Origin of the sequence: Pseudochrobactrum saccharolyticum, assembly GCF_008801715.1 — a bacterium.
GTDB classification, from domain to species: domain Bacteria; phylum Pseudomonadota; class Alphaproteobacteria; order Rhizobiales; family Rhizobiaceae; genus Pseudochrobactrum; species Pseudochrobactrum saccharolyticum.
Map to the genome: position 1 here is coordinate 931,773 of NZ_VZPG01000001.1, position 26,737 is coordinate 958,509.

A 26,737-nucleotide genomic window follows, 5' to 3' on the forward strand; every position below is an offset into this window, starting at 1 on the left:
AAAATTTGAAATTTTGGCTTAAAGCGCCTATATTACAAACTTGCAGGATTTTAGCCTTGGTGGGGACAGGCTTGCGGTCAGGCATATTTATGCAACTGTACAATCCGTGACCCGGGCGATCGCCTGTTTTGGTCCGTGGGTGGAGACGGGGGACAGGAACAACCTGTCAGCCTGACGGATGGGTGAAATGACCTTTATGAAAAGCAAGGATTTTCAAAGGCCTGCTGACAAAGCCTCTGCAGAATCAGAAAAGAAGCGCGCCGAGGAATTACAGGCGCGCAGCCGTGAGCAAGCTGATCTGACTGAGGAAGGTAACGACGCGACATCTGGCGCCCAAACATCCCTCTCCGCGATTGCCGCCAATGCACCTTTAAGTACAAGTATCCCGCCGGTCTTCACCAATACCGGATCGGATTTTACTGCGAATGATCCCGATGACCTGCATATTCCGCTGCGTCACCGCCTTTCCAGTAAATTGCTTTTGATGACAATTCTGGCCGTGCTGATTGCCGAAGTTATCATTCTTGCGCCGTCACTGGCGAATATGCGCAATCAATGGCTGAATGCCAAACATACCATGATTGCCACTTCCAGCCTGTTATTGCTCGATGCGAATCCGGACACGACGCTGGAATTGCAGATTCAGGATCAGTTACTGCGCTCCACAGGCGCACAATCCATTACAGTCACCCGTAATGGCAGCAGCCGCGTTCTGGCTGCCTCACCGGAGGCCGTACAGGTCGATGAATATATTGATCTGACAACAGCAACACCGCTGAGTGATTTCTGGGGAGCCCTGCTCACTCTGACCAGCGGCGGCAATAAGACAATGCAGGTGTCAGGCCCGCCCGATTACAGCGGCACCACGGTTGAATTTGTGATGAGCGATAATGCCCTGCATAACAGGCTGATCAAAAACTCCCGTATTATTGCTGCGATATCGCTGCTGATTTCGCTGATCGCGGCCGCGCTGATTTATTTCATCATTCACCGTCTGCTGCTGCGCCCTGTCGGCCATATGTATGAGAATATGTTTGCTTTCGGCCAGAAACCGGATGATCCAACGCTGATTATTGACGGCTCCTGCCGTAAAGACGAACTTGGTTATGCCCAGAACAGACTGGCGCAGATGCAGACACATCTGCAGCATTTGTTTCAGGAACGTAAACATCTGGCCGATCTCGGTCTGGCCGTCTCCAAGATCAATCACGACATGCGTAATATTCTGGCCTCAGCACAGCTGATGTCGGACAGTCTTGCCGATACCAATGATCCGGTTGTGCAACGCTTCTCACCGAAACTCATCCGGACGCTGAACCGCGCCATCACCTATTCCGAGACTGTGATCGCTTACGGCCGCACACAGGAAGCTGTGCCGGTTCGCCAGCAACGCCTGCTGCGTCCGCTGATCCATGAAGTGGAAGACATGTTAGTGCTTCCATCGGATGTGCAGATTGCTTTCCGCAATATGGTTCCCGTCGATTTTGAAGCCTATATCGACAAAGAACAAATGCTGCGGGTGCTGAATAATCTCTGCCGCAATGCGGTACAGGCAATGGGCACCTATCACCGGCAGCCGGAAACTGAAAAATGCCTGACCATCAGCGCATGGCGCATAGGCAATACCTGTTATATTGCCGTGGCGGATACCGGCCCCGGCCTGCCCAAGAAAGCGCGGGACAATCTGTTCACCGCTTTTCGCGGGTCAACACGCAGTGACGGCACCGGATTGGGGCTGGTTATTGCTCAGGAACTGGTTCGCGCCCATGGCGGCACCATAGAATTACGTGACGATTACAAAGACGGTGCATTATTTGAGATTCGTATCCCTGATATGCCTGTCTATCCGCCACCGTTTCAGCGCTCACAACGCAATATGGTGTAATTATTTCAACGCTCTGCGCGAAAAGCGCCTTCAGGAAAGCCACGCAATCGCGTGGTTTTCTTATATTTATCCCCAGCCTTCAAAAAAAATACAAATTTCTGAAAGTTTTTCATCATAAGCCCTTGCAATGCCAAACAGAACCCTTTAGAGAGCGCTTACCGCACCGAAACGGAGCGGTTCTAGGGCAAGCACCCGTAGCTCAGCTGGATAGAGCACCAGACTACGAATCTGGGGGTCAGAGGTTCGAATCCTTTCGGGTGCGCCACTCCTTCTCAAAATTGAGAAGTTGACTTTCTGAAGATCAGAAAAACTCCTGTCACATTTGATAGTTTCATGCGTTATATACTGTGCTTATTACAAGCGCATAGAGTTCAGATACGCATCTCCGGACAACTCACTCGAATCACCTTGACGCATGTTGTTTCCTCTGTTGAATATCAAAAATATTTCTCCGCCCTGCTCGCATTCGCAACAATAAATATTCGTTACAATGTGATTCTCAGGAGATGCGTTTTTGTTTATTTTGAAAAATACGAAATCAGCGATCTCAAATCATAAATATGTGGCTGCAGGTCTGCTCTTCGCTTTTTCAGCGACAATCGCCCTGCAAAATGCATCGGCAGCCACTGCCGGCACTTCACCGGACTGCAAGCCGATGCAAGCACTGCAAAAACAGCAGTTTCAGGCAGCAGACACGTCGGCATCTGAGAATAACACCATCTGGATGGTTGACGGAGTAAAAGGCGGCGCGCCCGCAATCGGAACCATAACAAATTCCGGCCTATATACCGCTCCTGCCAATATGGACGAATCTGTCAATGTCACCATTTCCGCCGTCTCCGTGGCAGATGAAACGGAAATTGCTAATTTCCGGATCTGTAATGCTGCCTATAGCCGTACCGGAACAATTCATTATGTTGCGACCACAGGCGCTGACAGCAATTCAGGCAGCTATTCTGCCCCATGGCGCAGCATTCAGCATGCTGTCGATCAGGCACAGGCCGGTGATACAATCACGGTCCGCGGCGGTATCTATAATGAGACAGTGACATTCAACAAATCAGGTTCTGCGGAGAGTGGTTTTATCACACTCACCCGATATGCCGGTGAAAAGCCAATTATCGACGGCAGCGGGTTGATCACAGAGCCCTATGGCATGCGCGGCCTCATCAGCCTCAACAGCGCCAGCTATATACGCATCAAAGGGTTTGAAATCCGCAACTACAAATCCGGCACGGAATTCATTGCCATTGGCGTTCTTGCTCAGGGCACCGGAAAATATATTGAGATCAGAGACAATGTTATTCACGGCATTGAGGCGAATAATCTGCCTACAAACGGCAATGCAAATGCTTTGGGCATAGCTATTTACGGACAACAGCCAGTACCGATACAGAATGTCATCGTGGACGGTAATGAGTTGTATAATCTGAAAACCGGAACCAGTGAATCCCTGACCATTGGCGGCAATGTCGACGGCTGGCAGGTCACCAATAATCTGGTACACGACAATAATTTTATAGGCATTGATGCGACCGGCTATTACGGCAACAACCGTGCGGACTATAACCGTGCCAGAAACGGCTGGATTGCACAGAACAAAGTTACCAATCTGTCAGTTCAAGGCAATCAGGCTTTGACATTTATGGCTTCTGCGATTGGCATCTATGTTGATGGCGGGCAGAATATTACCGTTGAACGCAATGTCACCGATGCGAATGACGGCGGAATATGGTTGCTCAGCGAAAATCCGGGCAAACTGACTGACTATGTGACGGTACGCAATAATCTTATCCGCTTTAACCGAAATGCCGGAATTCTTGCTGGCGGCTATGATGCAACCCAATCGGGCGGTGCCGCTCACATCTCGATCACTAACAATACTCTGTATCAGAATAATAACCGTGACATTGCCGGCATCAATTCCGGTGAGTTTCAGCTCGGTCACAATGTCAGCAATATAAATTTCAGCAATAATATTCTCTTTGCCGGAGCAAAGGGTTATGCGATCACCAGCTTTATTCCTTCAGTGCCGGACACAGTGAAGCTTGCCAGTAATTTATATTACACAACATCCGGCAGCAGCTATACACGCTGGTTCTGGAACAATACAAATTACTATAATGACAGCACATCTCCCAATAATTTCAACACATTCACAGCCATCAGCGGTGATACAGGCAGCATTATAGGTAATCCTGCCTTCATCAATGCCAGTGCTTCAGATTTCCGCCTCGCTGCAGGTTCTCCGGGCAGAAACAATGGCCAATTTACTGCGACAACAGGATTTCCTGCCACAGGCATCAAGGATTTTGCGATGAACCCGCGCATCACCGGCACATTGATTGACAGAGGTGCCTATGAGCATGTTGAATAAAACAACGCAAAAAACATAGTCCGGCTAATAATCCTTATCCCCGTCATCGGCAGCAACATAGCGCCAGCGTACCGATGTCACCAATGGCTCAAGACTCAACCGCCCGATAATCTGCTCCAGCAGCGGATCCTGATTATTATCGGCACGAAACAACGCATTGACCTCAACGCGATTGCTGTCTTCAATATTGGTGCTTTCCAGATCCTGAATATGTAAAACAGTACCTAGATCACGCAGCAACAGCCCCCGCACATGCGCTTCAGCATCGCCCATACAGACAATACTGACAGCATAGCGGGTGCCGAACTCACCACCGCTGGCGGGTTGCCGGTCAATCAGATGCACCAGCGGCCGCAAAAATAAATTGACGCTGATGATAAATAAGGCGGCAATCGCTGCATGGAGATAAAAACCCGCGCCGCACATAACACCGACTGCCGCCGAGCACCATAAAGTCGCGGCGGTATTCAGCCCGCGAACATTAAAACCTTCTTTGAAAATGATACCTGCGCCCAGAAAGCCGATACCGGAAACGATCTGTGCCGCCACACGCGTCGGGCTGGTATCACCGTCAACCAGCGAGGCAAAAAGCACGAAAGCAGCGGCGCCAAGCGCCACAAGTGTATTGGTGCGCAGCCCTGCAAGCCTTTGCCGCCATTGCCGCTCAAAACCAATCATACCGCCGAGTATAAACGCGGCCGTGAGACTGGCGAATGTATGCAGAAGGCTTTCAACAGAACTCATAATCTCTCTCGTTTTTCCTTCTGATAACAGCGGCGTATCTCAGCTATATGAAGGGAATATTCCAGATATAAACGAGATAAAATGACAGTTGCTCATAATAAAAACAAAGCCCGGCATCTGGACAAAAAAGCACCGAACCACATTTGTTGATCCGGTGCTTTAAACCAACACAAAATGAATTATAAATTCTTCATACCAATCTTCAGATATTTATTTGAGCCATCCATCAAATCCTGAAAATACAAAACATCTCTCAAATACTGCTCAGTTGTCACGCCATCAACGCTCAACAAACCATATGAAAGAAGCAGATTCAATCCGGCTCCGCTATCTAACCCGTAAAATTTGTAATACCCGTCTACCAGTCCGGGTGATGTACTGAAAGAAAAGAGTTTCTGTGGATATGACGCTGCAATACTACCCGTAAAAGTAAATGCTTTTTTGCTTGTGCCCTCCAGACTGATAACACCCTTATCAGTCAAAGTGAAACGACCACCATCATTAACTACAAGATTATCTGTTTTTATAGTGAGGTAAGAATCACGATGCGCATAAACTTTAGCGTGATTTAGCTTGAAGTTTGCGGACTGAATGTGAGCTTTTGCATTTTTAAGAAGTTTAATTCCACGCGTGCCCTCGCTATCGTAATTAGTAAACTCTATCGATCCGTTCAAAGATTTTATAAACAAGCTACGATCAGAATTACTTGATGCAATAAAATGATAGTTATGAACGAATACACTTGTTTTTGCTTCAGCAACAAAGCTGGCATCATCGTCAATAAAAGCGGCAGCATTTATATCATATATATCTTCTGATCCGCGAATGGATATATATTCACTATTAATAAACTTAAGTATTCCACTATTTCTTACATGCGCGTTAACACCTTCAAGAACATTATTATTATAAGAGATGAAATATAAACTTCCGTCAACATTTAATGATAAGCAATTATTTGAGAGACCATTTAATAATAAATTTGCAGTACCAGTAACATTACTTTCCTGCGGTGTCCCCAAACATGTTAGCGTACCTTTAACAACATTAATAGCCTTACCATAAACTTCGGAAGACCAATTAATATGATTTGGAATTTCTGGAATATTAGGATCAACAGCCAGAGTTACATTTGTATTATCATCCACTACCAATGTAAAATCGGAATCTTTCTTATAAAAACCATTGACTGGAAACAATCCGTTATTCGTATTTTCAGTAGTCAATGTATTATTGGTAAAATCAGCATCATACGTCTGATCAAGCGTTGGATTCCACTCAAATATATTCGTCAATTTTAATCTCCTAAACAAATTTAAATATATTAATTATTATTCATAGAAATTTTTAAACCACTATTAGCATCCTCAAAATTCAGAACACTTCTTAAATAAGTTTCATCAGTATTTCCGTTCACACTTATCAACTCGTACATAAAAAGATCACTAAGTTCTTTTCCAGTCGTCCAACCGTCAAAAGTAAAGAAGCCATTAATCGCACCGTTTGGTGCATTAAACGAGAACAATCCCTTAGGATAAGATGAGAGATCAGAACCAGAAAACCCTAGCGAATTATTCACCAGACCACTCGCATTCATTTGCCCATTAGAGCTAATTGTGAAGCGCCCTCCACTTGTCACAACAAGATTGTCTGTACTAAACCTCAAAATTGCATTGTCATTTATATAAATTTTTGCATCGTTCAGAGAAATTCGAGGCGAGTAAATATTACCGTAAGAAATATTATTTAATTTAATTCCACGATTTCCGTCTTTATCGTATGAAAAAAATTCTATTATACTCGCATTTAGTTCAAATCCAATATGAGAATCACCTTTAATATTTATATTAAAATTTACATTTTCAATGTGTATTCTATTACTATAGTTTATCTGATATGAAAAATTATCATAAATATTTATATCTCCACCATCACCTGAAAACACAACATTATTATTACCGGTTATTAGTAGAGAACCACTAGAATTGGCATTCATATAAACATTTTGAAATAAAATATTATTATAATTACGCATTAAAAATATAGAACTAATATTAAAAGAAAGGTAATTAGGCCTATAACTTTCTATAACAGCATTATATTTTTTTCCACCATAAGACCCATTGCACCATAACCTTCCAGTTATAATATTTATTACCTTTCCATATACATTAGAACTCCAATAAATATGATTTTTAACATTAACTGCGTCTTTATTCACATTCAAATTTAACGTTGTATTACCAAGAGCACTCATCGAGAAATTAGAATTTACTTTATTAAAAGTATAAATTGAATAATCATCAACTCTATCTTCTGTTGTTAGAGTTTGATCATTATACTCACCATCAAAAATTTGATCATGGACCGGATTCCAAGAAAAATACTTCGTCATAAAACACCTCAATAAAAAACTACAATATAGAATAAACTATACATTAAATTACATTAATTAAAACAAAAAACATTACTATAAAAATCATTAAAAGCACAAAACAATTCGATATATATTGAAACAAAAAAGCGGAGAGGTTTCCCTCTCCGCTTTTTATTTCTCGCCCGTTACATCAGCCTGCCAGCGTATAGGCGGTTTTGACGGTGGTATAGAATTCCGCCGCGTAGCGTCCCTGCTCACGCGAACCATAGCTGGAGCCTTTGCGACCACCGAAAGGCACGTGGAAATCCACGCCTGCAGTTGGCAGATTGACCATCACCATGCCTGCATCGGAATTGCGTTTGAAATGCGTGGCATATTTCAGGCTGGTTGTTGCAATACCGCAAGACAGGCCGAAAGCTGTGTCATTGGCGGTTGCAAGCGCTTCTTCATAGGATTTAACGCGGATGACGCTGGCCACAGGGCCGAAGATTTCCTCGCGGGAAATACGCATCTGGTTTGTCGCTTCTGTGAACAAGGCCGGACGCAGATAGAAACCCGGTGTGCTGCGCTCCAGCTGCTCACCGCCAAAGGCCAGCTTGGCCCCTTCCTGCGCACCCAGTGCAATATAATCCAAGTCTTGCTTCAGCTGACTGTCGTCTACCACAGGACCAATATGCGTGCCGGATTTCAGCGCATCATCAATCACCAGCGTCTTCATGCGGGCAACCAGTGCATCCACGAAGCGGTCGTGAATACCTTCCTGCACGATCAGGCGGGACGATGCTGTGCAACGCTGACCGGTTGAGAAGAAAGAGGAATTGAGCGCGGCATCCACGGCCACATCCAGATCGGCATCATCCAGAATAACAAACGGATTTTTACCGCCCATTTCCAGCTGGAACTTACGGTTATGAACGATCGAAGCCGCTGCAACACGCTGGCCGGTGCCGGTGGAGCCTGTGAATGTCAGGGCATGCACATCCGCGCTGTCAAGAATGGCCTGACCAACAACCGAACCCTTGCCCATCACCAGATTGAGAACGCCTTTTGGCAGACCTGCGCGGTGCAGAATATCAACAATCGCATGGGCACAGCCCGGTACAAGATCAGCCGGTTTAAACACCACGGTATTCCCGTAGCAAAGGGCCGGTGCAATCTTCCATGCCGGAATAGCAATCGGGAAATTCCATGGTGTGATAATACCGACCACACCAACCGGTTCACGGGTGATTTCCACGCCGATATTCGGGCGCACGGATGGCAGGACTTCACCGGCAAGGCGCAGCGCTTCATTGGCAAAAAAGTCGAAAATCTGTGCGGCACGCATGGTTTCGCCAATAGCTTCCGGCAGGGTTTTACCCTCTTCGCGTGCCAGCAAGCGGCCGAGCTCTTCTTTGCGCGCCAGAATTTCATCCGAGGTTTTGCGCAGGATTGCATGGCGCTCCATAATGCCGGAACGAGACCAGGCCGGAAATGCGGCTTTGGCCGCGGCAATCGCATTCAGCGCATCAGCCTGTGAAGCGCGGGCATATTCCCCCACCACATCATTGGTATCGGACGGGCTGATATTCGGAATCGCCTCGCCGCCAACCCATTCGCCGTCAATCAAATTCTTATGCAATGTCATATTCTGCAAACTCCCCTTTGCGAATAGCCGGTCACTCGTTCCGCCAGCACCATGTCATATATGATGCATCAAACTAATATCATTTAAAGCATTGTGACTATGGTTCAGGCCTCATAAAGCGATGCTCATTCGGAATGATCCTGATATATCAGTATCTACAGGAAAAACGTGCACCTGTCATCACCTAATATTTTTATCTCCGCACAGCATCTTTGATAAAGCTCTGCGCACCCTATATAAATGGCAAGACAAGAAACGGAGCGGAGCAGTCATGATTATCGGCGAAGCAGAAAAAGCATCCGGCATTTCAGCCAAGATGATCCGCTATTATGAATCCATCGGCCTGATTGATGCGGCTGACCGCACGGCCTCCGGCTATCGTGTCTATTCCGACCGTGATGTGCAAAATCTGCGCTTCATCCGCCAGTGCCGCGATCTCGGTCTGTCGCTGGAACGGATTAAATTATTGCTCAATCTCTGGCGAAACGATCAACGCGCATCTTCCGAAGTGAAGCAGATTGCGCTGGCGCATGTGGCTGAACTGGAAACCAAAATCGCTGATATGCGCTCTATGGCCGATACATTGCAGAAGCTGGCTGACCGCTGCCATGGCGATAATGATCCGGATTGCGCAATCATCAATGCTTTGTCGCTGCAAAATCAGATGACGCTCAATAAGAAAACCGGCAGTTCAAAAAGCAGCGCCAAGAAACAGCACCCGCATTGATCTTTTCCTGACCATTCTGCGCTTTTGTTTTATGCGCTCTTTTCTGAAGGCATATCAGGCAATGGCAGTTCAATAACAAAAACAAGGCCGTTTTTATCCCATATTTCCTTAAACGAGCCGCGCATCTGCACATCAATACTGAGCTGTTTGAGACGGGAGCCAAAACCACGCTGTGACGGCTCCTGCATAATTTGCGGCCCGCCGGTCTCCCGCCACTCAATCCGCATAAAATCCTCATATGCGGATAGTTCGATGCGAACATGTCCCTGCGGCACTGACAGCGCTCCGTGTTTGACAGAATTCGTCATCAATTCGTGAAATACCAGACTCATCGGCGTGACATGGGCAACGGGGCATAAAAGTGCATCGCCTTCTATGGAAATGCGCTCCAAATCGGAAAAGACATAAGGCTGCGTAAGGCGGGTCAGCAATTCATTCAGTGAGATCGTGCTATGCTGCCCCGTAACAGCGGGTGTTTTCTGATAGGTCAGCTCAAATGCACCGGCCAGCGCTGTCATGCGCTCCCGCATCTGGCCGACATAATCCTGTACATCCGTTTTGCCCCGTGCGGACAAGCTCATCAGGCTGATAATCACCGCGAACATATTTTTCAGCCGGTGGTTCAGCTCCTGCGCCACCACTTCCCGCTGCTCCAGCGCCAGCTGTTCAGCGGTCACATTCACAATCAACCCGAGAACCGAAGGTTTTCCGATATCCGTATAGATACGCCTGCCGATACCCGTCACCCAGACCGGATGCGGTTGTTCTGTATCACGGATACGAAAAGTCTCACGGACAATATCGCCTGATGTCAACGCGTTGCTCAAAGCAGTTTCGACGCGCAGCTTATCTTCTTCATGGACGAGAGGCATAAAATCCGTAACAAAATTGATTTTACGCCTGTCCTTAAATGCCAGCATGTGGCTGGCACGGCCATCAAGGCTGACTTCGGCATCTTCTGGGTTATACTCCCAGACACCGATATTACCGGCATCCAGCGCCATTTGCAGGCGCAATTGCGCTTCCAGAAGTTTCAGCTCTTTCGCACGGTTGCGCTTATCAGCCTGTATCAATGCCTCACTGACAACGTCCAGCTCGCGAATACCCGAGCCCAGCGGCTTAATCGCCTGCACATCTCCCACAGCCATAGCCTGTGCGGCCAATTTTCTGACCGGCTTCGAAATCCGGCGTCCGAAGAACCCTGCCAGTAAGGCACTCAGTAATAATGTGCCCAGTAACAGGATGATAAAATAGGCAAAAGCCACCCAAACCGGCCAGTTCAGCTCCGAGCGGTTAACACCGATCGCAATGCGCCAGTCGCTCAGCGGCGAACGGATATAATAACCGGCCACCTGATTGCCATCGAGAATCTGCCCGCGCCAGCGCCCCTGCTTATCCGTGGCTTCCGTGCGCAATTTATCCGGTATCAGCTGTCCCGTATAATCATTGCTGTTATTATTACGCGCCAGAACCTGATCGTTCTGATCCACCACAACCGCAATCCAGTTTTTGGATATACCGCTCAAATTCAAAAGATCAGTAATGCGCTGTGCTTCCATGCTCAGCGCCAGAAAATAATTGATTTTCCCGTCAACAAAAACCGGACGAACCACCGTAAAACAAAAAGGTGTATTCTCATGAGCACGCCGCACACCGGTGACATAGGGTTTGCCTGCAGCTTTGGCAGCCGCAAGATCTGTTTTTGTCAGCAGCGGCAGATCACCGACCCGTGCAGGATCCGAAGCAACCAGCAATTTCGCCTCAGGATCATAGACCGTAATATTGATGTTTAATTCCTGCGCCATATCATGCAGGGTCGTTTGGAGAATATCAAAACGGCCATTCTTCAGAATATTGGAATAGCTGATAATTTCAGCGGCGCGCTGAAGGCCGTAGACCTCACGGTCAATTGTAACGGCGAGGGATTGGGTAACATCAAAAGCCTGATTTTCAATATGGCTTCTTTCCTGCAAAACCAGAAGCCATAGAAAAAATCCGACCAATATAATCAGAGGAAGCAACAGAGCGAGCGCAAATAGCGTGAGATGTCGCTTCAAATCTGCCTCTCCCTGATCGGTTCAGTGCAGATGCCGGTCATTTTACGGGACAACCCGTTCTGATGACGGTCAAACAAAGAACGATAGTCGCAATCTTTGACCAAACATAAAAAAATTATTTCATCATAGCAAGTCAGTAAAAAAGCAGGCGCTCAATCCGCTAATATTGCGATGTAACCTGTTTTTTATTGTCCTCACCGGTCGTGGCATAAATACCGGCACTGATAAAGGGAAACATCTTTTCTTTGGAATAGCTGTTTCCGAACATCATATCATACTGAACCTGACGGTAATCCTGCAAAATCTGCGGCATTACCGGTTGCTGCATCCATCCGGCATGGGGCGTGTAATCTTTATCCAGCAGCAGATGGCCATCAATCACGCTATATTCCTGATGCACTTTGCCCAGAAAACCGGTGTAATAAGGATGCTGGAGACCGGCCATTTCCAGAACATAAAGCGGCAGGAAAGACGGGCTGATTGTGCCGACACCGCGCAAACTGTCTGTACGGCTTGACCACAATACCAGCGGGGTTTCATGCTGCGCCAGCATATGATCGGCCGTATCCACGCGGCTGGCCGTACGGTTCTTCATATAACCGCTCTCAACATAGACATCGCCGAGCGGCGGCAGATGATCGCCGAAGAAAACAATAATTGTTTCCCGCTCGCGCTTCTTCGCCCAGGCCATCAATCGTCCGAGATTGATATCCGCATCCTGCGCGCCCTGCGCAAAAGACCGCACAGACCCTTTGGATGCCTCACTCACAGCGCTGTCAGCATTGGTAACAACTTTGATCTGACTGTCCGGATAGCGGCTTGGCGCATAAGGACCATGCCCCTGCAGAGATACACCGAACAGGAAGAGCGGCTTTTCCGCCTCTTCAGCCGAGCGGATAATCTCGCTGGTGAATTCTTCATCGGAAGCCAGATGGCCTTTTTTCATCAGCTCCGGCAGATTTTCTTCGGACAGGAATTTATCAAAGCCGAAATTTTCATAGACAGAGCCACGGTTCCAGAACCACTGGCGATAGGGATGCAGCGCACGGGTTTCATAACCCTGCTCGCTGAAGAATGAGGCCAGCGAAGGCACAGGTCTGCGCACATATTGCTGATAGGGAATGCTGCCATAAGGCAAAAAGGCATTCGAAAAACCGGTCAGCGCTTCAAATTCAACATTTGCGGTCATACCGCCGAATTCCGGCGAAAACACATGGCCAGACTGGTTGGCACGCACATTTTTGATCGGATCTTCATCAAAGGCCACACCCGGAAGACGGGATGGATCCCAGAAAGATTCGCTCATAATCACAATAACATCCGGTTTTTCATCATTGCGTGCAGCAACCGGAACAATGGTATTGCCGTGGGCAGAAGATGAGCCGCCCAGCAGACCGCTGTCATCATCCGCAGGGAATAAATATTCCGCAATGCTTGCAATCCGCTCCTGCGAATAGCCGTTCGGCGCAGAGACATTGGCCATGGGAATATTGAAAATAAACGCCACAACCAAACCGTTATGGGCGTAATTTTCCTTCTGATCCCACATCATCGGCACGATGCCCATGCGGTCGCGGATATAGGAGAAGCTGGAATAATCGGAAATACTGCCGAACCAGATCAAAGCCGGCATGGCCACAGCAAGACGCGCTGCACGCGCAGTCCAGTTCAGACGCGGCACAGAGCGACGGAAAAAGCGCCAGCAAAAATACAAAGCCGCAAGAGCCGCCATCGAGGCGAGCACGATCAGCACCGCATCCAGTGGCCTGTCACGCACCAGCAATGGCATCAGATCAACAACCTGACGGGTATAAAGCAGATCGCTCGGATAGAGCGGATCGCCGAGATACATGCCCTTTTGCCGGCTGAACCATGCAAGACCGAGCAAAACCGGCGCAACAATTAAAATACCCTGCCACAAGCGCCCCAGCAGGCTGTCCAGCAAAAACAGTGTGAGGAAAACAAGACCCAATGTTGTCCAGAGCGGGCGGTGTGTCAGCGTAAAATACTGTTTCCATGATGCAGCGGAACCGCGCATCAGCCACTCGGTCAGCATCACGACAGACAGGGTGAAGAACAGCGTTCCGGCTGTGGCAATCAATGCACGCCAGAACCAGTGCCTGCGGGCAAAATATGCACAGAACCGGCCATCGCGCCGCACCGCCTTCCGCTTATCCCCGTGATTCAGCGCGCTGTCAGAATAAGGGACAGTATGCGGTGCATTATGAGGGACCGGCGTTGCAAGATTGCTCAATGGGCAGCTTCCAAAATAACAGGAACTTTCCGGTTCCTGCAGCGTTACACGATGCGTCTGCCTGTTTGTCTCTGCCGGTAATTTTACCGGTCATTGCTGATAAAAAAGCAGTCACAAAGACTTCACAAAAACTTCACACAGGCGTTAGCTTTTAGGTAAACAGGCAGTCCGAAGCAAGAGATGACAAAGAGCAAAGACGACAAATTCCACCGCCGGATATGCTCCGGCACTGTTCTGCATTCAAAAAAACAAAATTGTAAAAAAACGTCACAAATAATGAAACATCGCCAGAACGATAATTCTCTATATTTTTCAAATAGATGTGATTTTATTCACTATTTTTCCTCAGAAATATCTGGAAAAAAATTATCGCAGGCTTGTAATGTAGTTTTAAGATTTGTGATGTGTCGTGTAGGCTTATCATGCGGTGTAAACAGCCGCACGGCACTGCCGGGCATGATGTTTGCCAACTAAAAGACACGGAGCCTTTATGACAACTGCCCCGCTGAACAGTCAGATCGACTCCCCGCTGTATTTTCAGCCTGCTTTATCAGAGAATGATTTTCGTTTGCTCTTCACACAGCACCCTATTCCGATGTGGCTGTATGATCCGATTTCGCTCAAATTTTTATTGCTGAATGACGCTGCTTTTGAATTTTACGGCTATACGCCGGAGCAGATGAGCCGGATGACTGTGCTGGATATCCGCCCTGAATCCGAGCACGAACGCATGATCGCTGCTATCCACGCAGAAACTGACTTCGGGAAGCCGCAAATCTGGAAACATCTGAAAGCCAATGGCGAGACAATTGAAGTCATCACCTATGGGCGACGCACAAATTTCAATGATCAGCCTGCTATTCTCGCGATCATTCAGGATCAGACCGAAATCCGCAAAGCGCGCAATGAAATCAGCCAGACCCGCTCATTGCTCGACAGTCTGATCAAAAACCTGCCGATCGGGGTTTTCATTAAAGATATGCAGGATAGCGGGCGCTATGTTCTGTTTAATGAAACAGCCAGCGCCATTACCGGCAAAGAATCTGCGCATGTCATCGGCAAAGCCGATCATCAGGTTTTCAGTGAAGAAGATGCCCGCAATTTTATCACGCAGGATCAATATGTGATGGAGAGTGACAGTGTTTTTACTGTCGAAAATGAAATTCCGTTGCGCAGTCACAGCCGCCATGTACGGGTAATGAAACGCACAATTCCGTCGCAAAACGGAGAAAAGCCGCGTTATCTGATCGGCCTGATGGAAGATATCACGGAAGAACAGGCTCTGCAGGCGCATCTGACCTATACGGCCATGCATGACTCGCTGACAAATCTGCCGAACCGTGTCTATTTTTCGCGCCATACGACGGATTTATTTTCCATAAAGGAAGCAATCCAGAGCCATGCCCTGCTGTTTCTTGATGTCGATCACTTCAAACATATCAATGACAGTATCGGCCATGCGGCAGGCGATGCCCTGCTCTGTCAGGTTGCGCGCCGTCTCAGCGCCTTTCTGAAACCGCAGGATTTTATTGCCCGTCTTGGTGGCGATGAATTTGCGATAATCCATCCTTTTGATCCGGAAAACCCTGATCACCGGCAGGAAATCGGTCATTTTGCAGAGGAAATCACCAATCTGTTCAGCAAGCCGTTTCATCTGGACGGCAGTCCTGAATATGTCGGCTGTACCATCGGTGTTGTCATTGCCCCCGAAGATGGTGAGGATATTGATACGCTGTTGCGCAATGCTGATCTGGCGCTTTATGCTGCCAAGGCAGACCGGCGTGGTGTCTACCGTTTTTATGAAAGATCCATGCGTGAGGCCGTCGAAAAACGCCACCGCACGGCTTTGGAATTGCATACCGCTCTGCAAAACAACGAATTTGTGCTGTTTTATCAGCCGATTTTCTCGCTGACGACAGATCTGATTACCGGTTGTGAAGCTTTGTTGCGCTGGCAGCATCCGACACGCGGACTGGTCGCACCGGATGATTTCATTCCGATTGCCGAAGATACCGGCATCATTTCTGCAATCGGTGCCTGGGTTCTGCGGCAGGCCTGTCAGGATGCCATTTCATGGCCGGAGAAAATCAAAGTTTCTGTCAATCTGTCGCCGGTACAGTTTAACAGCCGCAACATGCTGGACATGGTAAAATCCGCGCTTGAAGAAAGCGGCTTGCAGGCCAACCGTCTGGAACTGGAAATCACCGAAACAGTGCTGCTGTCCAATACCGAGCATAATACCGAATTGTTATTCGAATTGCGCAATCTGGGCGTGAGTATTGCCATGGATGATTTTGGCACCGGCTATTCGTCCCTCAATTATTTGCGCACTTTCCCTTTTGACAAAATCAAGATTGATCGCAGTTTTGTGTCCAATATTGATAATGACAAACGCAATCTGGCGATCATTCAGGCTGTGGTTTCTCTGGGCAGCGCGTTCAATATTGTGACGACGGCAGAAGGCGTGGAAACACAGGAACAGCTCACGCGCCTGAAAGACGAACAATTCGGTGAGGTACAGGGATTTTTTACCGGAAAACCGATGTCACAGCGCGATGTTTGTGACTTCATCGCAGGATATGACGGATAAAGATACATAAAATCAAATAGTTAATCTAAATACATTTCTTTCGGAAAAAGCTCTTGACCTTCCCATCATGGGAAGCCCTATCTTCTTGTCAACATCAACAAAAGCGCTGACATGCGCCTGAAACTGACAAGAAAGGCAGGGCTTCCGCAAGCGGGACTTTCCGCATAATCAGCCCTGAAGATCATCATGACACAATCCGTTTCCTCCACTGTTCTGCTCTCTGTTGACGGTATGGGCTGCGGTTCCTGCGTGGCAAAAATTGAGAAAACCGCCAATGCCGTTGAAGGTGTCAGCACCGTCAGCGTTGATCTGGCGAAAAAACAAGCCAGCATCGGTTTTTCGGCTCCGGCAGATGCCGCAGCAATTGCCAAAGCCATTGATGCGGCAGGTTACGAAACAAAAATCCTCGGCTAAAGGCAGGAGTTTCTGTCATGACCAAACATAGTCACCCTGAGCAGACACGCTCGGGTCAGCCTGTTGTTACGCTTGATATTGACGGCATGACCTGCGCCTCCTGCGTCGGCCGTGTGGAAAAAGCCTTGCTCGCTTTACCGGGCGTCAACAGTGCGACAGTCAATCTGGCGACACAACAAGCAACCGTGCGTTTTGCAGATAAGCCGGATGCAGGCCTTGCTGCCGAAGCTATCAAGAAAGCCGGTTACACCGCGCATATTCCGCAACCACCGGCACAAGTGGTGCTGGAAGTAGATGGCATGACCTGTGCATCCTGTGTCGGACGCGTGGAAAAGACCCTGCAATCCTCTGCCGGCGTTGCTGCAGCCTCCGTTAATCTGGTGACCAAACGCGCCAATATCACGCTCAGTGATCCGTCAGTCACGCCGCAAATGCTGGCAGATATTGTCACCAAAAGCGGTTATCCGGCACAGCCTATGGCAGCGGCCGCTCCTGCAAGCGGTGCGGAACGCCGTGCAGAGAAAAATGATGCCGAGATTAAAACCCTCAAGCGCGATGTACTGATTGCCGGTGCTTTGGCGCTGCCGGTTTTCATCACGGAAATGGGTTCGCATCTGTTCCCGCCGCTGCATCATTTTATTGCCGGCACAATCGGCACGCAGAACAGCTGGTATCTCCAGTTCATTCTCACAACACTCGTATTGTTTGGTCCGGGTTTGCGTTTCTTCCGTATCGGTATTCCGGCGCTGTTGCGCGGCGGGCCGGATATGAACTCGCTCGTGGCTGTCGGCACATTGGCAGCATGGGGCTTCTCGGTTGTTGCAACCTTCATGCCCTCTGTCCTGCCAGCGCAAACCGTCAATGTCTATTATGAGGCAGCAGCGGTTATCGTTACGCTGATCCTGATCGGCCGCTGGATGGAAGCCCGCGCCAAAGGCCGCACATCCCATGCCATCGCCCATCTGCTCGGACTTCAGGCCAAAACCGCGCGTGTGGTGCGTGACGGTGTGGCACAGGATATTCCGCTGGAGGATGTGCGTGCAGGTGATCTGGTTCTGGTGCGTCCGGGTGAGAAAGTGCCGGTCGACGGCGAGATCACTGAGGGTACGTCTTATATTGATGAATCCATGATTACCGGTGAGCCAATTCCCGCCACGAAAAATGTCGGTGATACGGTTGTCGGTGGTACGGTCAACAAGACCGGCGCCTTCACCTATCGCGCCACCAAGGTTGGTGCGGATATGGTGATCTCGCAGATCATCCGCATGGTGGAAGATGCACAGGCCGACAAGCTGCCGATACAGAACCTGATTGATAAGGTCACGACATGGTTTGTGCCTGCGGTTATGCTCGCAGCCTTTGTTACCTTCCTGATCTGGTTTATCTTCGGCCCTGAACCGGCCTTCACCTTCGCGCTGGCTAATGCCATTGCCGTGCTGATTATCGCCTGTCCTTGTGCCATGGGTCTGGCAACGCCGACCTCGATCATGGTCGGTACCGGTCGCGGTGCGGAAATGGGTGTGCTGTTCCGCCGTGGTGATGCTCTGCAAAGCCTGCGCGATGCCGATATTATCGCTTTCGACAAAACCGGCACGCTGACCATCGGCAAACCTGTGCTGGCGCAGTTCCATACATTCGGCAATCAGAGTGCTGATGACATGCTGGCTTTGGCAGCCGCGTTGGAATCCCGCTCAGAACATCCGATTGCGACTGCTGTGGTGCAGGCTGCAGAAGACAAAGGTCTGAAACAGCCGGAAGTCAAAGAGTTTGAAGCTGTACCGGGCTTTGGTGTCAGCGGTATGGTTGACGGTCAGCCCGTGCATGTCGGTGCAGAACGTTTCATGAAAAAGCTCGGCATTGATGTCAGCACCGGTGCAGAGGCCGCAGCAGCAATGACTGCCAAAGCGCAATCCGTGCTCTATATGGCACGGGATGGTGCACTTGTCGCCGCCTTCTCCGTGGCCGATGAGCTGAAACCGACAACCAAAGCCACAATTGATGCCCTGCATAAGCTTGGCCTGAAAGTGGCGATGATTACCGGAGACAGCAAAGTCGTGGCCAATGCCATTGCCAAAGAACTCGGCATTGATGAGGTGTCAGCGGAAGTTCTGCCGGATGGTAAAGTGGAAGCACTGAAGCGTCTTGCAGGCTCTGACCGCAAGATCATCTTTGTCGGCGATGGCATCAATGATGCACCGGCACTGGCTGCGGCTGACGTGGGTGTGGCTGTGGGCACCGGCACGGATATCGCTATTGAAAGCGCCGATGTGGTGCTGATGAGCGGCGATCTGACTGCTGTTGTGGATGCGATTGCCCTGTCCAAAGCGACAATCCGCAATATTCGTCAGAACCTGTTCTGGGCGTTTTCCTACAATACCGCACTCATTCCGGTTGCAGCAGGCCTGCTCTACCCGTTTTACGGCATCCTGCTCTCGCCGGTACTGGCTGCGGCAGCCATGGCATTGTCGAGCATCTTCGTGCTGACCAATGCGCTGCGCCTGCGCAGTTTCACCAGCACACGTTTATAAAAGCACCACCCTCCCAAGGCTAATGCTTTTAAACAAAACGCCGCCCGTAACAGGGCGGCGTTTTCATTGATTAGAGAATTGATTTACTTATTGTTTTACAGAATTTCCTGCGCTTTTTCCTGTCAGAATTAACTGTATCTGCGCCGATTCATTTGTTCTATTTTCAAATAAATGTTTCGAAGCACTTCCCGCTGTGCTTTACTGATCTATATTCTTCCCCATTCAATAAATAAGGGGTAGCATTGTGTTAGTTTCATTAACAGCCATCCTCTTTGCGTTCATAGGCATCGCGCTTGGTTATGGTGGCATAAAACTCGCCCTGCTGGGCGGCAGCCTTTATTACATTATTACAGCGGCCGGTTTCTTACTGACCGCCATACTGCTTTTCACCCGCCGTGCTGCGGCACTCTGGGTCTATGCCCTGATCATTCTTGGCACACTCGGCTGGGCATTTTATGAAGTCGGCTTTGACTGGTGGCCGCTCGGCTCACGCGGCGGCATTATTGTGCTGCTGGGTCTGTGGCTGTTGCTGCCACCGATCCGCAAAGCGCTCAGCCCTGCCAGCAGAGAAGTGGCACCAACGATTGAACAGGCTCGCGCAGGCAGTGCCAGTCCTCTGCCGCTGCTGGGAGCAATCGCGGCCGCACTGATTGTTGCCGGTATCTCAATCACCAAAGACCCGCATAATCTCGATGGTTCCCTACCCACAGAAGCGGTCGCGGCAACACCGGATATGGGCAATACGGTACCGGATGGCGAATGGCATCAATATGGCCGCACGCAATATGGTCAGCGTTATTCACCGCTCACACAAATCACACCGGAAAATGTGGCTAGCCTGCAGCTTGCATGGCAATACCAAACCGGCGATGTGCGCCAGCCGCAGGATGTGACGGAAACCACTTATCAGGTGACACCGCTCAAGATTGAAGACACGCTTTATCTCTGCACGCCGCATAATATTGCCATTGCGCTGGATGCGGATACGGGCAAGGAAAAATGGCGTTATAACCCTGAGGTCAGCGCCAATACCCAGCGCCAGCACCAGACTTGCCGTGGTGTAACCTATTGGAAAGACCAGAGCGTTGCCGCAGATCAGGCCTGTTATGAGCGGGTTTATCTGCCGACATCGGATGCGCATCTGATTGCACTGGATGCCAAGACCGGCCAGATTTGCGAGAGTTTTGCTGATAAAGGCGTGCTCGATCTGACCCGTGGCATGAAATATAATCCGTCCGGCTATTATTACTCCACCTCCCCGCCAACTGCGATGGACGGAAAAATCATCGTCGGCGGCGCGGTGAATGATAATTTCTCGACGCAGGAACAGTCGGGCGTTATCCGCGCCTTTGATATTCTCACCGGCCAGCTGTTGTGGAACTGGGATTCCGGTAATCCTGATGTCACCACACCGATTGCGGACGGTGAGCATTACACCACCAATTCCCCGAATAGCTGGTCGGTATTCAGCGCTGATGAAAATCTCGGCCTCATCTATATACCTCTCGGTAATCAGGTGCCGGATCAGCTCGGCATGGGGCGCAGTGAGGCGGTAGAGAAATATTCTTCCTCCATCACAGCGCTGGATGTAAAAACCGGTCAGGTTCGCTGGGTACGCCAGACGGTGCATCATGATCTCTGGGATATGGACGTGCCTGCTCAGCCCGTGCTGCTCGACATTACCAATAAGAGCGGACAAGTTGTGCCCGCACTGGTAGGTCCAACCAAGCAGGGCGATATTTATGTGCTCGACCGGCGTACCGGTGAAGCGATTATTCCGGTTACCGAAGTTGCAGCCCCAACAGGTGCAATACCGGAAGATTTCTCCGCACCGACACAGCCGCTTTCCGGTCTCAGCTTCAATCCTCCGCCGCTGACGGAAGCCAATATGTGGGGGGCAACGATGTTCGATCAGCTTGCCTGCCGCATCCAGTTCCGCTCGCTGCGCTATGAAGGTCGTTACACCCCGCCTTCCCTACAGGGTACAATTGTCTATCCCGGCAATTTCGGCGTCTTTAACTGGGGCAGTGTGGCGGTAGATCCGAAACGTCAGGTGATGTTCGGTATGCCGACCTATCTGGCCTTCACCTCTCGCCTTGTGCCTGCGGATCAGATTCCGCCGAAAGGTGAGGATGAAAAAGCCAGTGAACAAGGGTTGAACCGTAATGACGGCGCGCCTTACGGCGTATTTATGGGGCCGCTCCTGTCACCGCTTGGCATTCCGTGCCAGTCGCCGCCATGGGGCTATGTGGCCGGTGTTGACCTGCGCACAGGCAAGATCGCCTATAAACATAAAAACGGCACGGTAGAAGACATGGCACCGGTGCCAATTCCGCTGAAACTTGGCGTGCCGGGTATCGGCGGGCCGATGATTACCGCAGGCGGGGTTGCCTTCCTCGGTGCAGCGGTTGACGATTATCTGCGCGCCTATGATCTCACAACCGGTAAGCAACTCTGGCAGACACGTCTGCCTGCGGGTGGCCAGTCCACACCGATGAGCTATACCGGCAAAGACGGCAAACAATATGTGCTGATCGTTGCCGGTGGCCATGGTTCAGTCGGCACTAAAGCCGGTGATTATGTGATGTCTTACAAGCTGCCATAAGCCACACAGACACATAAAAAAGGGCGGAATTTCCGCCCTTTTTTACGTCACGCCTTGGGAGCAATTAAATCGTACAAATGGTCGATCGGGTCAGAAAACGCACTTCACGGCCATTATCGAGCGAGAACATACCGCCCCGCCCCGGCACCACATCAATAATCAAATCGGTATGTTTCCATGCTTCATATTGCGAGTGGCTGATATAAAACGGCGCACCGCCAATCTCACCCAATTGCACATCCTGATCGCCGATCAGAAAATCACCTTGTGCATAGCACATCGGCGATGAACCATCACAGCAACCGCCGGACTGATGAAACATCACAGGGCCGTATTCTGCCTGCAATTCGGCAATCAGTTTGAGGGCGTCAGGCGTCGCAGTCACTTTGTTCAGCGGTGCTGTATTCGTGTTCATTTCTGCTTCAGTCATGACACCCTCCTGTTCGTAAGTTACTTCGTCATATCCATCACGATACGGCCTTCGATTTCACCTTTGCGCATCTTGTCGAAAATCGCGTTGATATTCTCCAGCCGGTCAGTGCTGATCGTCGCCTTCACTTTACCATCTGCAGCAAAATCAAGCGACTCCTGTAAATCCAGCCTTGTGCCGACAATGGAACCGCGCAATGTCACGCCATTCAGCACCATGTTGAAAATCGACACCGGAAACTCACCGGCAGGCAGACCGTTGAAAGCAATCGTACCGCCACGCGACATCATCCCCAGCGCCTGCTGAAACGCTTTTGGCGAAACCGCTGTCACCAGTGCGCCCTGCGCACCGCCATCGGTCAGCTTTTTCACTTCGGCTGCCGGATCATTACTGGTTTTGGCATTGACGGTTGCAACTGCACCCAGCCGTCGCGCCAGATCAAGTTTGGCGTCATCAATATCGACAGCCACAACATTGAGCCCCATGGCCTTGGCATATTGCACCGCCATATGGCCAAGCCCGCCGATACCGGAAATCACCATCCAGTCACCGGGTTTGGTATCCGTGACTTTCAGCCCTTTATAAACGGTCACACCAGCGCAGAGTACCGGCGCGATTTCGTTAAACTCGATATTCTTCGGTAAATGACCGACAAAATTCGGATCAGCCACCACATAATCGGCAAAGCCGCCATTCACAGAATAGCCGGTATTTTCCTGAGATTCACACAAGGTCTCCCAACCGCCGAGACAATGGTTGCAATAGCCGCAAGCCGTATAAAGCCACGGAATACCAACGCGATCACCTTCCTTGACATGTTTGACACCGGCACCAACGCCGGAAACATAGCCCACACCTTCATGTCCCGGAATAAATGGCGGATTTGGTTTCACCGGCCAGTCGCCTTCAGCCGCATGAAGATCGGTGTGACAGACACCGGATGCCTGAATAGCAACCTGAATTTGCCCCGGCCCCGGCACAGGGATCGGCACTTCATCAATTGTCAGGGGTTTTCCGAATTCACGTACAACAGCGGCTTTCATAGTTTTTGCCATAACAATCTCCTTTGGCAGAAAGAGAGGCACTCCTTCTGCTCCATTCATGACACCAACATTACGGAAAGTCGGCGAGCCGGATTGACCGGATCACCGTGGCTGAAGCATTTCACAATCAGGCCGGATCAGCCTGACAGCCGTGGAATGCAACCACATTCAGAGCGTTTGCAACGCATCCTACTCACTGCGTTCGCTCTCATTTTTTGTTATGCATATCTCCCCCGAAACCGGTCATGACTTCGGGGGAGATCATTTCGTCAGATCAGAAGAAGCCCAATTTTTTAGGGCTGTAGCTTACCAGCATATTTTTGGTCTGCTGGTAATGATCGAGCATTTTCAGGTGATTTTCGCGCCCTATTCCGGATTGTTTGTAACCACCGAAAGCCGCGTGTGCCGGATAAGCATGGTAGCAATTTGTCCAGACGCGCCCTGCCTGAATACCACGGCCAAAGCGGTAAGCACGGTTGCCGTTACGCGTCCACACACCGGAACCAAGGCCATAAAGCGTGTCATTGGCAATCGACAGCGCTTCCTCATCCGTTTTAAAGGTCGTGACAGAAACCACAGGACCGAAGATTTCTTCCTGAAAAATCCGCATCTTATTGTGGCCTTTGAAGACCGTCGGCTTCACATAGAAACCGCCGGCCAGATCACCACCAAGCTGGTTACGTTCGCCACCGGTCAGCACTTCCGCACCTTCCTGACGACCAATATCCATATAGCTGAGGATTTTTTCCAGCTGTTCCTGCGAGGCCTGCGCGCCGATCATGGTTGCCGGATTGAGCGGGTCGCCCTGCACAATCGCTTCTACCCGTTTCAGGGCTTTTTCCATGAATTTATCGTAGATTTTTTCATGGATCAGCGCACGGCTCGGGCAGGTACAGACCTCACCCTGATTGAGCGCAAACATCACAAAGCCTTCAATGGCTTTGTCGAGATAATCATCATCTTCTGCGGTCACATCTTCAAAGAAGATATTGGGTGATTTACCGCCCAGCTCCAGCGTGACCGGAATGAGGTTCTGACTGGCATATTGCATAATCAGACGGCCGGTGGTGGTTTCACCGGTAAAGGCAATTTTGGCTATGCGCGGGCTGGAAGCCAAAGGTTTACCGGCCTCAAGACCAAAACCATTAACAATATTCAGCACACCGGCAGGCAGCAGATCGCCGATCAGTTCAGCCAGCACCAGAATAGAAGCCGGTGTCTGCTCAGCCGGTTTCAGCACCACACAGTTACCTGCAGCCAGTGCCGGTGCCAGTTTCCACACCGCCATCAGGATCGGGAAGTTCCACGGAATGATCTGCCCGACCACACCCAAAGGTTCATGGAAGTGATAGGCGACTGTATCGTGATCGATTTCAGAAATGCCGCCTTCCTGCGCACGGATAGCACCGGCAAAATAGCGGAAATGGTCAATCGCCAGCGGCATATCGGCATTGGTGGTTTCACGGATCGGCTTGCCGTTGTCCCAGGTTTCAGCCTCGGCCAGCAGTGCCAGATTATCCTGCATCCGGTCAGCGATTTTATTGAGGATCAGCGCACGTTCTGCGGCACTGGTGCGCCCCCATGCTTCTTTCGCGGCGTGGGCGGCATCGAGCGCCAGCTCCACATCTGCCGCATCGGAACGGGCAATCTCGCAGAGAACCTGCCCGTTGACCGGTGAAATATTCTCAAAATAACGTCCGGATTTCGGTTCGACCCATTTGCCGCCGATGAAATTGCCATAGCGTTTGGCAAATTTAGGATGAACTGTCCGGTTTACTTCAACCTTGTTCATTGTCTCTCTCCCTGTTTTTCGCTCATTATCAGCACGCTATCTCTCCTCAGATAGACATGCCTGAACTCACAAATAATGTTGCGGGAAATACGCGGCTTGTCATGAGGCCAGCGGAGCACTCATCACAAACTCTTGCCCGCAATGTCGCAAGAATGAGACAGTTTGAGAGATGGCTTTAAATTCGTGCATCCCGTCCAAAAAACATTTCACATTTTCCGGAATGCCGCGCGGCTCAGCCGTTTCGTCTGATCTGTAAACGGTTGAGCTTACGATGCAGGGTTGCACGGCTCATGCCAAGAATTTTGGCTGCCGAGGAAATTTTCCCCTCAGCCCGTGCAAGGGCGCGGATAATGACACCGCGTTCAGCTTCGGCCATATCCATATCCTGCTCAGCCAGCGTTCCGAAGAAATCGGCCGCAGGAACCGGATCTTTCAACCCGTCTTCGCCCAACCCCAGTGCCAGACGTGCGGTACGGCTGGCACCAATCACCATATCATCACGATCAATTGCCAGCAGTGCGCCGCTATTATGCTCAGTGACAGGTGCCAGAACAATGCGGGCTTTCTGGAAATGATAGCGGAAATAATCTGTCTCAATCTTGCGTGCCGCGTCATTCACCGCAGCAAAAATCAACCCTGCATAGGCCTCAGTCAGGTCAGACCGGCAGGAGGATACATCAAGCACCGCAACAAGTTGCCCTGTATGGTCGTGGATCGGGGCAACAGAGCAGGAAAGACCAGCATTTCTTGCATGAAAATGCTGGTCACGGTGAATTGTCACTGCGCGTTGCTCGACAATACAGGTGCCAATGCCATTGGTGCCCTCACAGGCTTCACTCCAGACGGCACCCGTCCATAGACCCCATTTATGAAATATCTTATCGTCCGCAACAGCCCCGCGCCGCTCCACCGGCACACCAGTACCGTCAGCCAGCAATACACAACAACCGATACCGCCAACCGACAGAAACAGACGATCCAGCACCGGTTGTGCCAGATGGGTCAGCGGCTCGACATATTCCTGCACTTCGCGCAATTTTTGAGCGGTGATAGTTTGGGGTTTGCCGGGATCCTGCGGTTTCAACCCGTGCAGACGGGCAGACCGCTGCCATGAGGCAACGAGAGCCGAGCGTGCTGCACCGCTGCCACGAATGGCAGAGTGAACCCGCTCCGCATGAGCGCTGAAGACTGACTGACCTGCCGCGGCGGATATTTCGCCTGACTGAATGCTCATTGCTGGCTCTCCTCCAGAGCTTCACTCAGTGTCTGCACAGAGAATGGTAGTCC

The 26,737-nt window shown here is 50.0% G+C and carries 17 protein-coding genes and 1 tRNA gene; 8 read left to right on the forward strand and 10 right to left on the reverse strand.

From position 1 onward, the window contains the following. Positions 1–187 precede the first annotated feature (187 nt). From F7P81_RS04195 to F7P81_RS04205, 3 genes are all read left to right on the forward strand, one after another. The gene (locus F7P81_RS04195) at positions 188–1,885 is read left to right on the forward strand and encodes a sensor histidine kinase (protein WP_170265207.1); all 1,698 of its coding nucleotides are present in this window, start codon (positions 188–190) and stop codon (positions 1,883–1,885) included. Between the two features lie 188 nt (positions 1,886–2,073). After that, a tRNA-Arg gene (locus tag F7P81_RS04200) sits at positions 2,074–2,150 on the forward strand. A 249-nt stretch (positions 2,151–2,399) separates the two neighbouring features. After that, complete coding sequence (locus F7P81_RS04205) at positions 2,400–4,262, forward strand: DUF1565 domain-containing protein (protein ID WP_151158664.1); 1,863 nt, start codon at positions 2,400–2,402, stop codon at positions 4,260–4,262. A 24-nt stretch (positions 4,263–4,286) separates the two neighbouring features. Here F7P81_RS04205 and F7P81_RS04210 read toward each other — a convergent pair whose 3' ends face one another. The 4 genes from F7P81_RS04210 to F7P81_RS04225 form a co-directional block, all read right to left on the reverse strand. Continuing rightward, positions 4,287–5,006: an MgtC/SapB family protein gene (locus tag F7P81_RS04210; RefSeq protein WP_151158665.1), complete on the reverse strand. Its 720-nt coding sequence runs from the start codon at positions 5,004–5,006 to the stop codon at positions 4,287–4,289. Positions 5,007–5,185: 179 nt separating this feature from the next. Then, on the reverse strand, positions 5,186–6,301 hold the full coding sequence (locus F7P81_RS04215; protein ID WP_151158666.1) for a hypothetical protein: 1,116 nt from the start codon (positions 6,299–6,301) through the stop codon (positions 5,186–5,188). A 29-nt stretch (positions 6,302–6,330) separates the two neighbouring features. Beyond that, complete coding sequence (locus tag F7P81_RS04220) at positions 6,331–7,401, reverse strand: hypothetical protein (protein ID WP_151158667.1); 1,071 nt, start codon at positions 7,399–7,401, stop codon at positions 6,331–6,333. Positions 7,402–7,573: 172 nt separating this feature from the next. Then, positions 7,574–9,010, reverse strand: a complete 1,437-nt coding sequence (locus F7P81_RS04225; protein ID WP_151158668.1) for an aldehyde dehydrogenase family protein — start codon at positions 9,008–9,010, stop codon at positions 7,574–7,576. Positions 9,011–9,281: 271 nt separating this feature from the next. On the opposite strand from F7P81_RS04225, the gene cueR reads away from it, so the two are divergent. Next, positions 9,282–9,737, forward strand: coding sequence for a Cu(I)-responsive transcriptional regulator (gene cueR / locus F7P81_RS04230; protein ID WP_022710755.1), 456 nt, complete (start codon positions 9,282–9,284; stop codon positions 9,735–9,737). Between the two features lie 29 nt (positions 9,738–9,766). On the opposite strand, the gene F7P81_RS04235 is transcribed toward cueR, so the two are convergent. Together F7P81_RS04235 and F7P81_RS04240 are read right to left on the reverse strand one after the other, a co-directional pair. After that, positions 9,767–11,794 (reverse strand): sensor histidine kinase, encoded by a 2,028-nt coding sequence (locus F7P81_RS04235; protein WP_151158669.1) that lies wholly within the window; start codon positions 11,792–11,794, stop codon positions 9,767–9,769. A gap of 160 nt (positions 11,795–11,954) precedes the next feature. Beyond that, on the reverse strand, positions 11,955–14,048 hold the full coding sequence (locus F7P81_RS04240) for an LTA synthase family protein (RefSeq protein ID WP_246176028.1): 2,094 nt from the start codon (positions 14,046–14,048) through the stop codon (positions 11,955–11,957). Positions 14,049–14,538: 490 nt separating this feature from the next. Between F7P81_RS04240 and F7P81_RS04245 the strand changes: the two genes are divergently transcribed. The 4 genes from F7P81_RS04245 (at position 14,539) to F7P81_RS04260 (ending at position 22,185) form a co-directional block, all read left to right on the forward strand. Further along, positions 14,539–16,638, forward strand: coding sequence for a putative bifunctional diguanylate cyclase/phosphodiesterase (locus F7P81_RS04245; RefSeq protein WP_151158670.1), 2,100 nt, complete (start codon positions 14,539–14,541; stop codon positions 16,636–16,638). Between the two features lie 186 nt (positions 16,639–16,824). Beyond that, positions 16,825–17,052, forward strand: a complete 228-nt coding sequence (locus tag F7P81_RS04250; RefSeq protein WP_151158671.1) for a heavy-metal-associated domain-containing protein — start codon at positions 16,825–16,827, stop codon at positions 17,050–17,052. Positions 17,053–17,069: 17 nt separating this feature from the next. Beyond that, the gene (locus tag F7P81_RS04255) at positions 17,070–19,580 is read left to right on the forward strand and encodes a heavy metal translocating P-type ATPase (protein ID WP_151158672.1); all 2,511 of its coding nucleotides are present in this window, start codon (positions 17,070–17,072) and stop codon (positions 19,578–19,580) included. Positions 19,581–19,824: 244 nt separating this feature from the next. Beyond that, positions 19,825–22,185, forward strand: a complete 2,361-nt coding sequence (locus F7P81_RS04260; RefSeq protein WP_151158673.1) for a glucose/quinate/shikimate family membrane-bound PQQ-dependent dehydrogenase — start codon at positions 19,825–19,827, stop codon at positions 22,183–22,185. A 64-nt stretch (positions 22,186–22,249) separates the two neighbouring features. Here F7P81_RS04260 and F7P81_RS04265 read toward each other — a convergent pair whose 3' ends face one another. From F7P81_RS04265 to F7P81_RS04280, 4 genes are all read right to left on the reverse strand, one after another. Next, entirely contained in the window at positions 22,250–22,615 is a 366-nt protein-coding gene (locus tag F7P81_RS04265; protein ID WP_246176029.1) for a DUF779 domain-containing protein, read from the reverse strand. A 20-nt stretch (positions 22,616–22,635) separates the two neighbouring features. Continuing rightward, on the reverse strand, positions 22,636–23,670 hold the full coding sequence (locus tag F7P81_RS04270) for a zinc-dependent alcohol dehydrogenase (protein ID WP_028233590.1): 1,035 nt from the start codon (positions 23,668–23,670) through the stop codon (positions 22,636–22,638). A 262-nt stretch (positions 23,671–23,932) separates the two neighbouring features. Continuing rightward, positions 23,933–25,450, reverse strand: a complete 1,518-nt coding sequence (gene adh, locus F7P81_RS04275; RefSeq protein WP_075654112.1) for an aldehyde dehydrogenase — start codon at positions 25,448–25,450, stop codon at positions 23,933–23,935. A 232-nt stretch (positions 25,451–25,682) separates the two neighbouring features. Then, positions 25,683–26,684, reverse strand: coding sequence for a helix-turn-helix domain-containing protein (locus F7P81_RS04280; protein ID WP_151158674.1), 1,002 nt, complete (start codon positions 26,682–26,684; stop codon positions 25,683–25,685). Between the last annotated feature and the right edge of the window lie 53 nt (positions 26,685–26,737).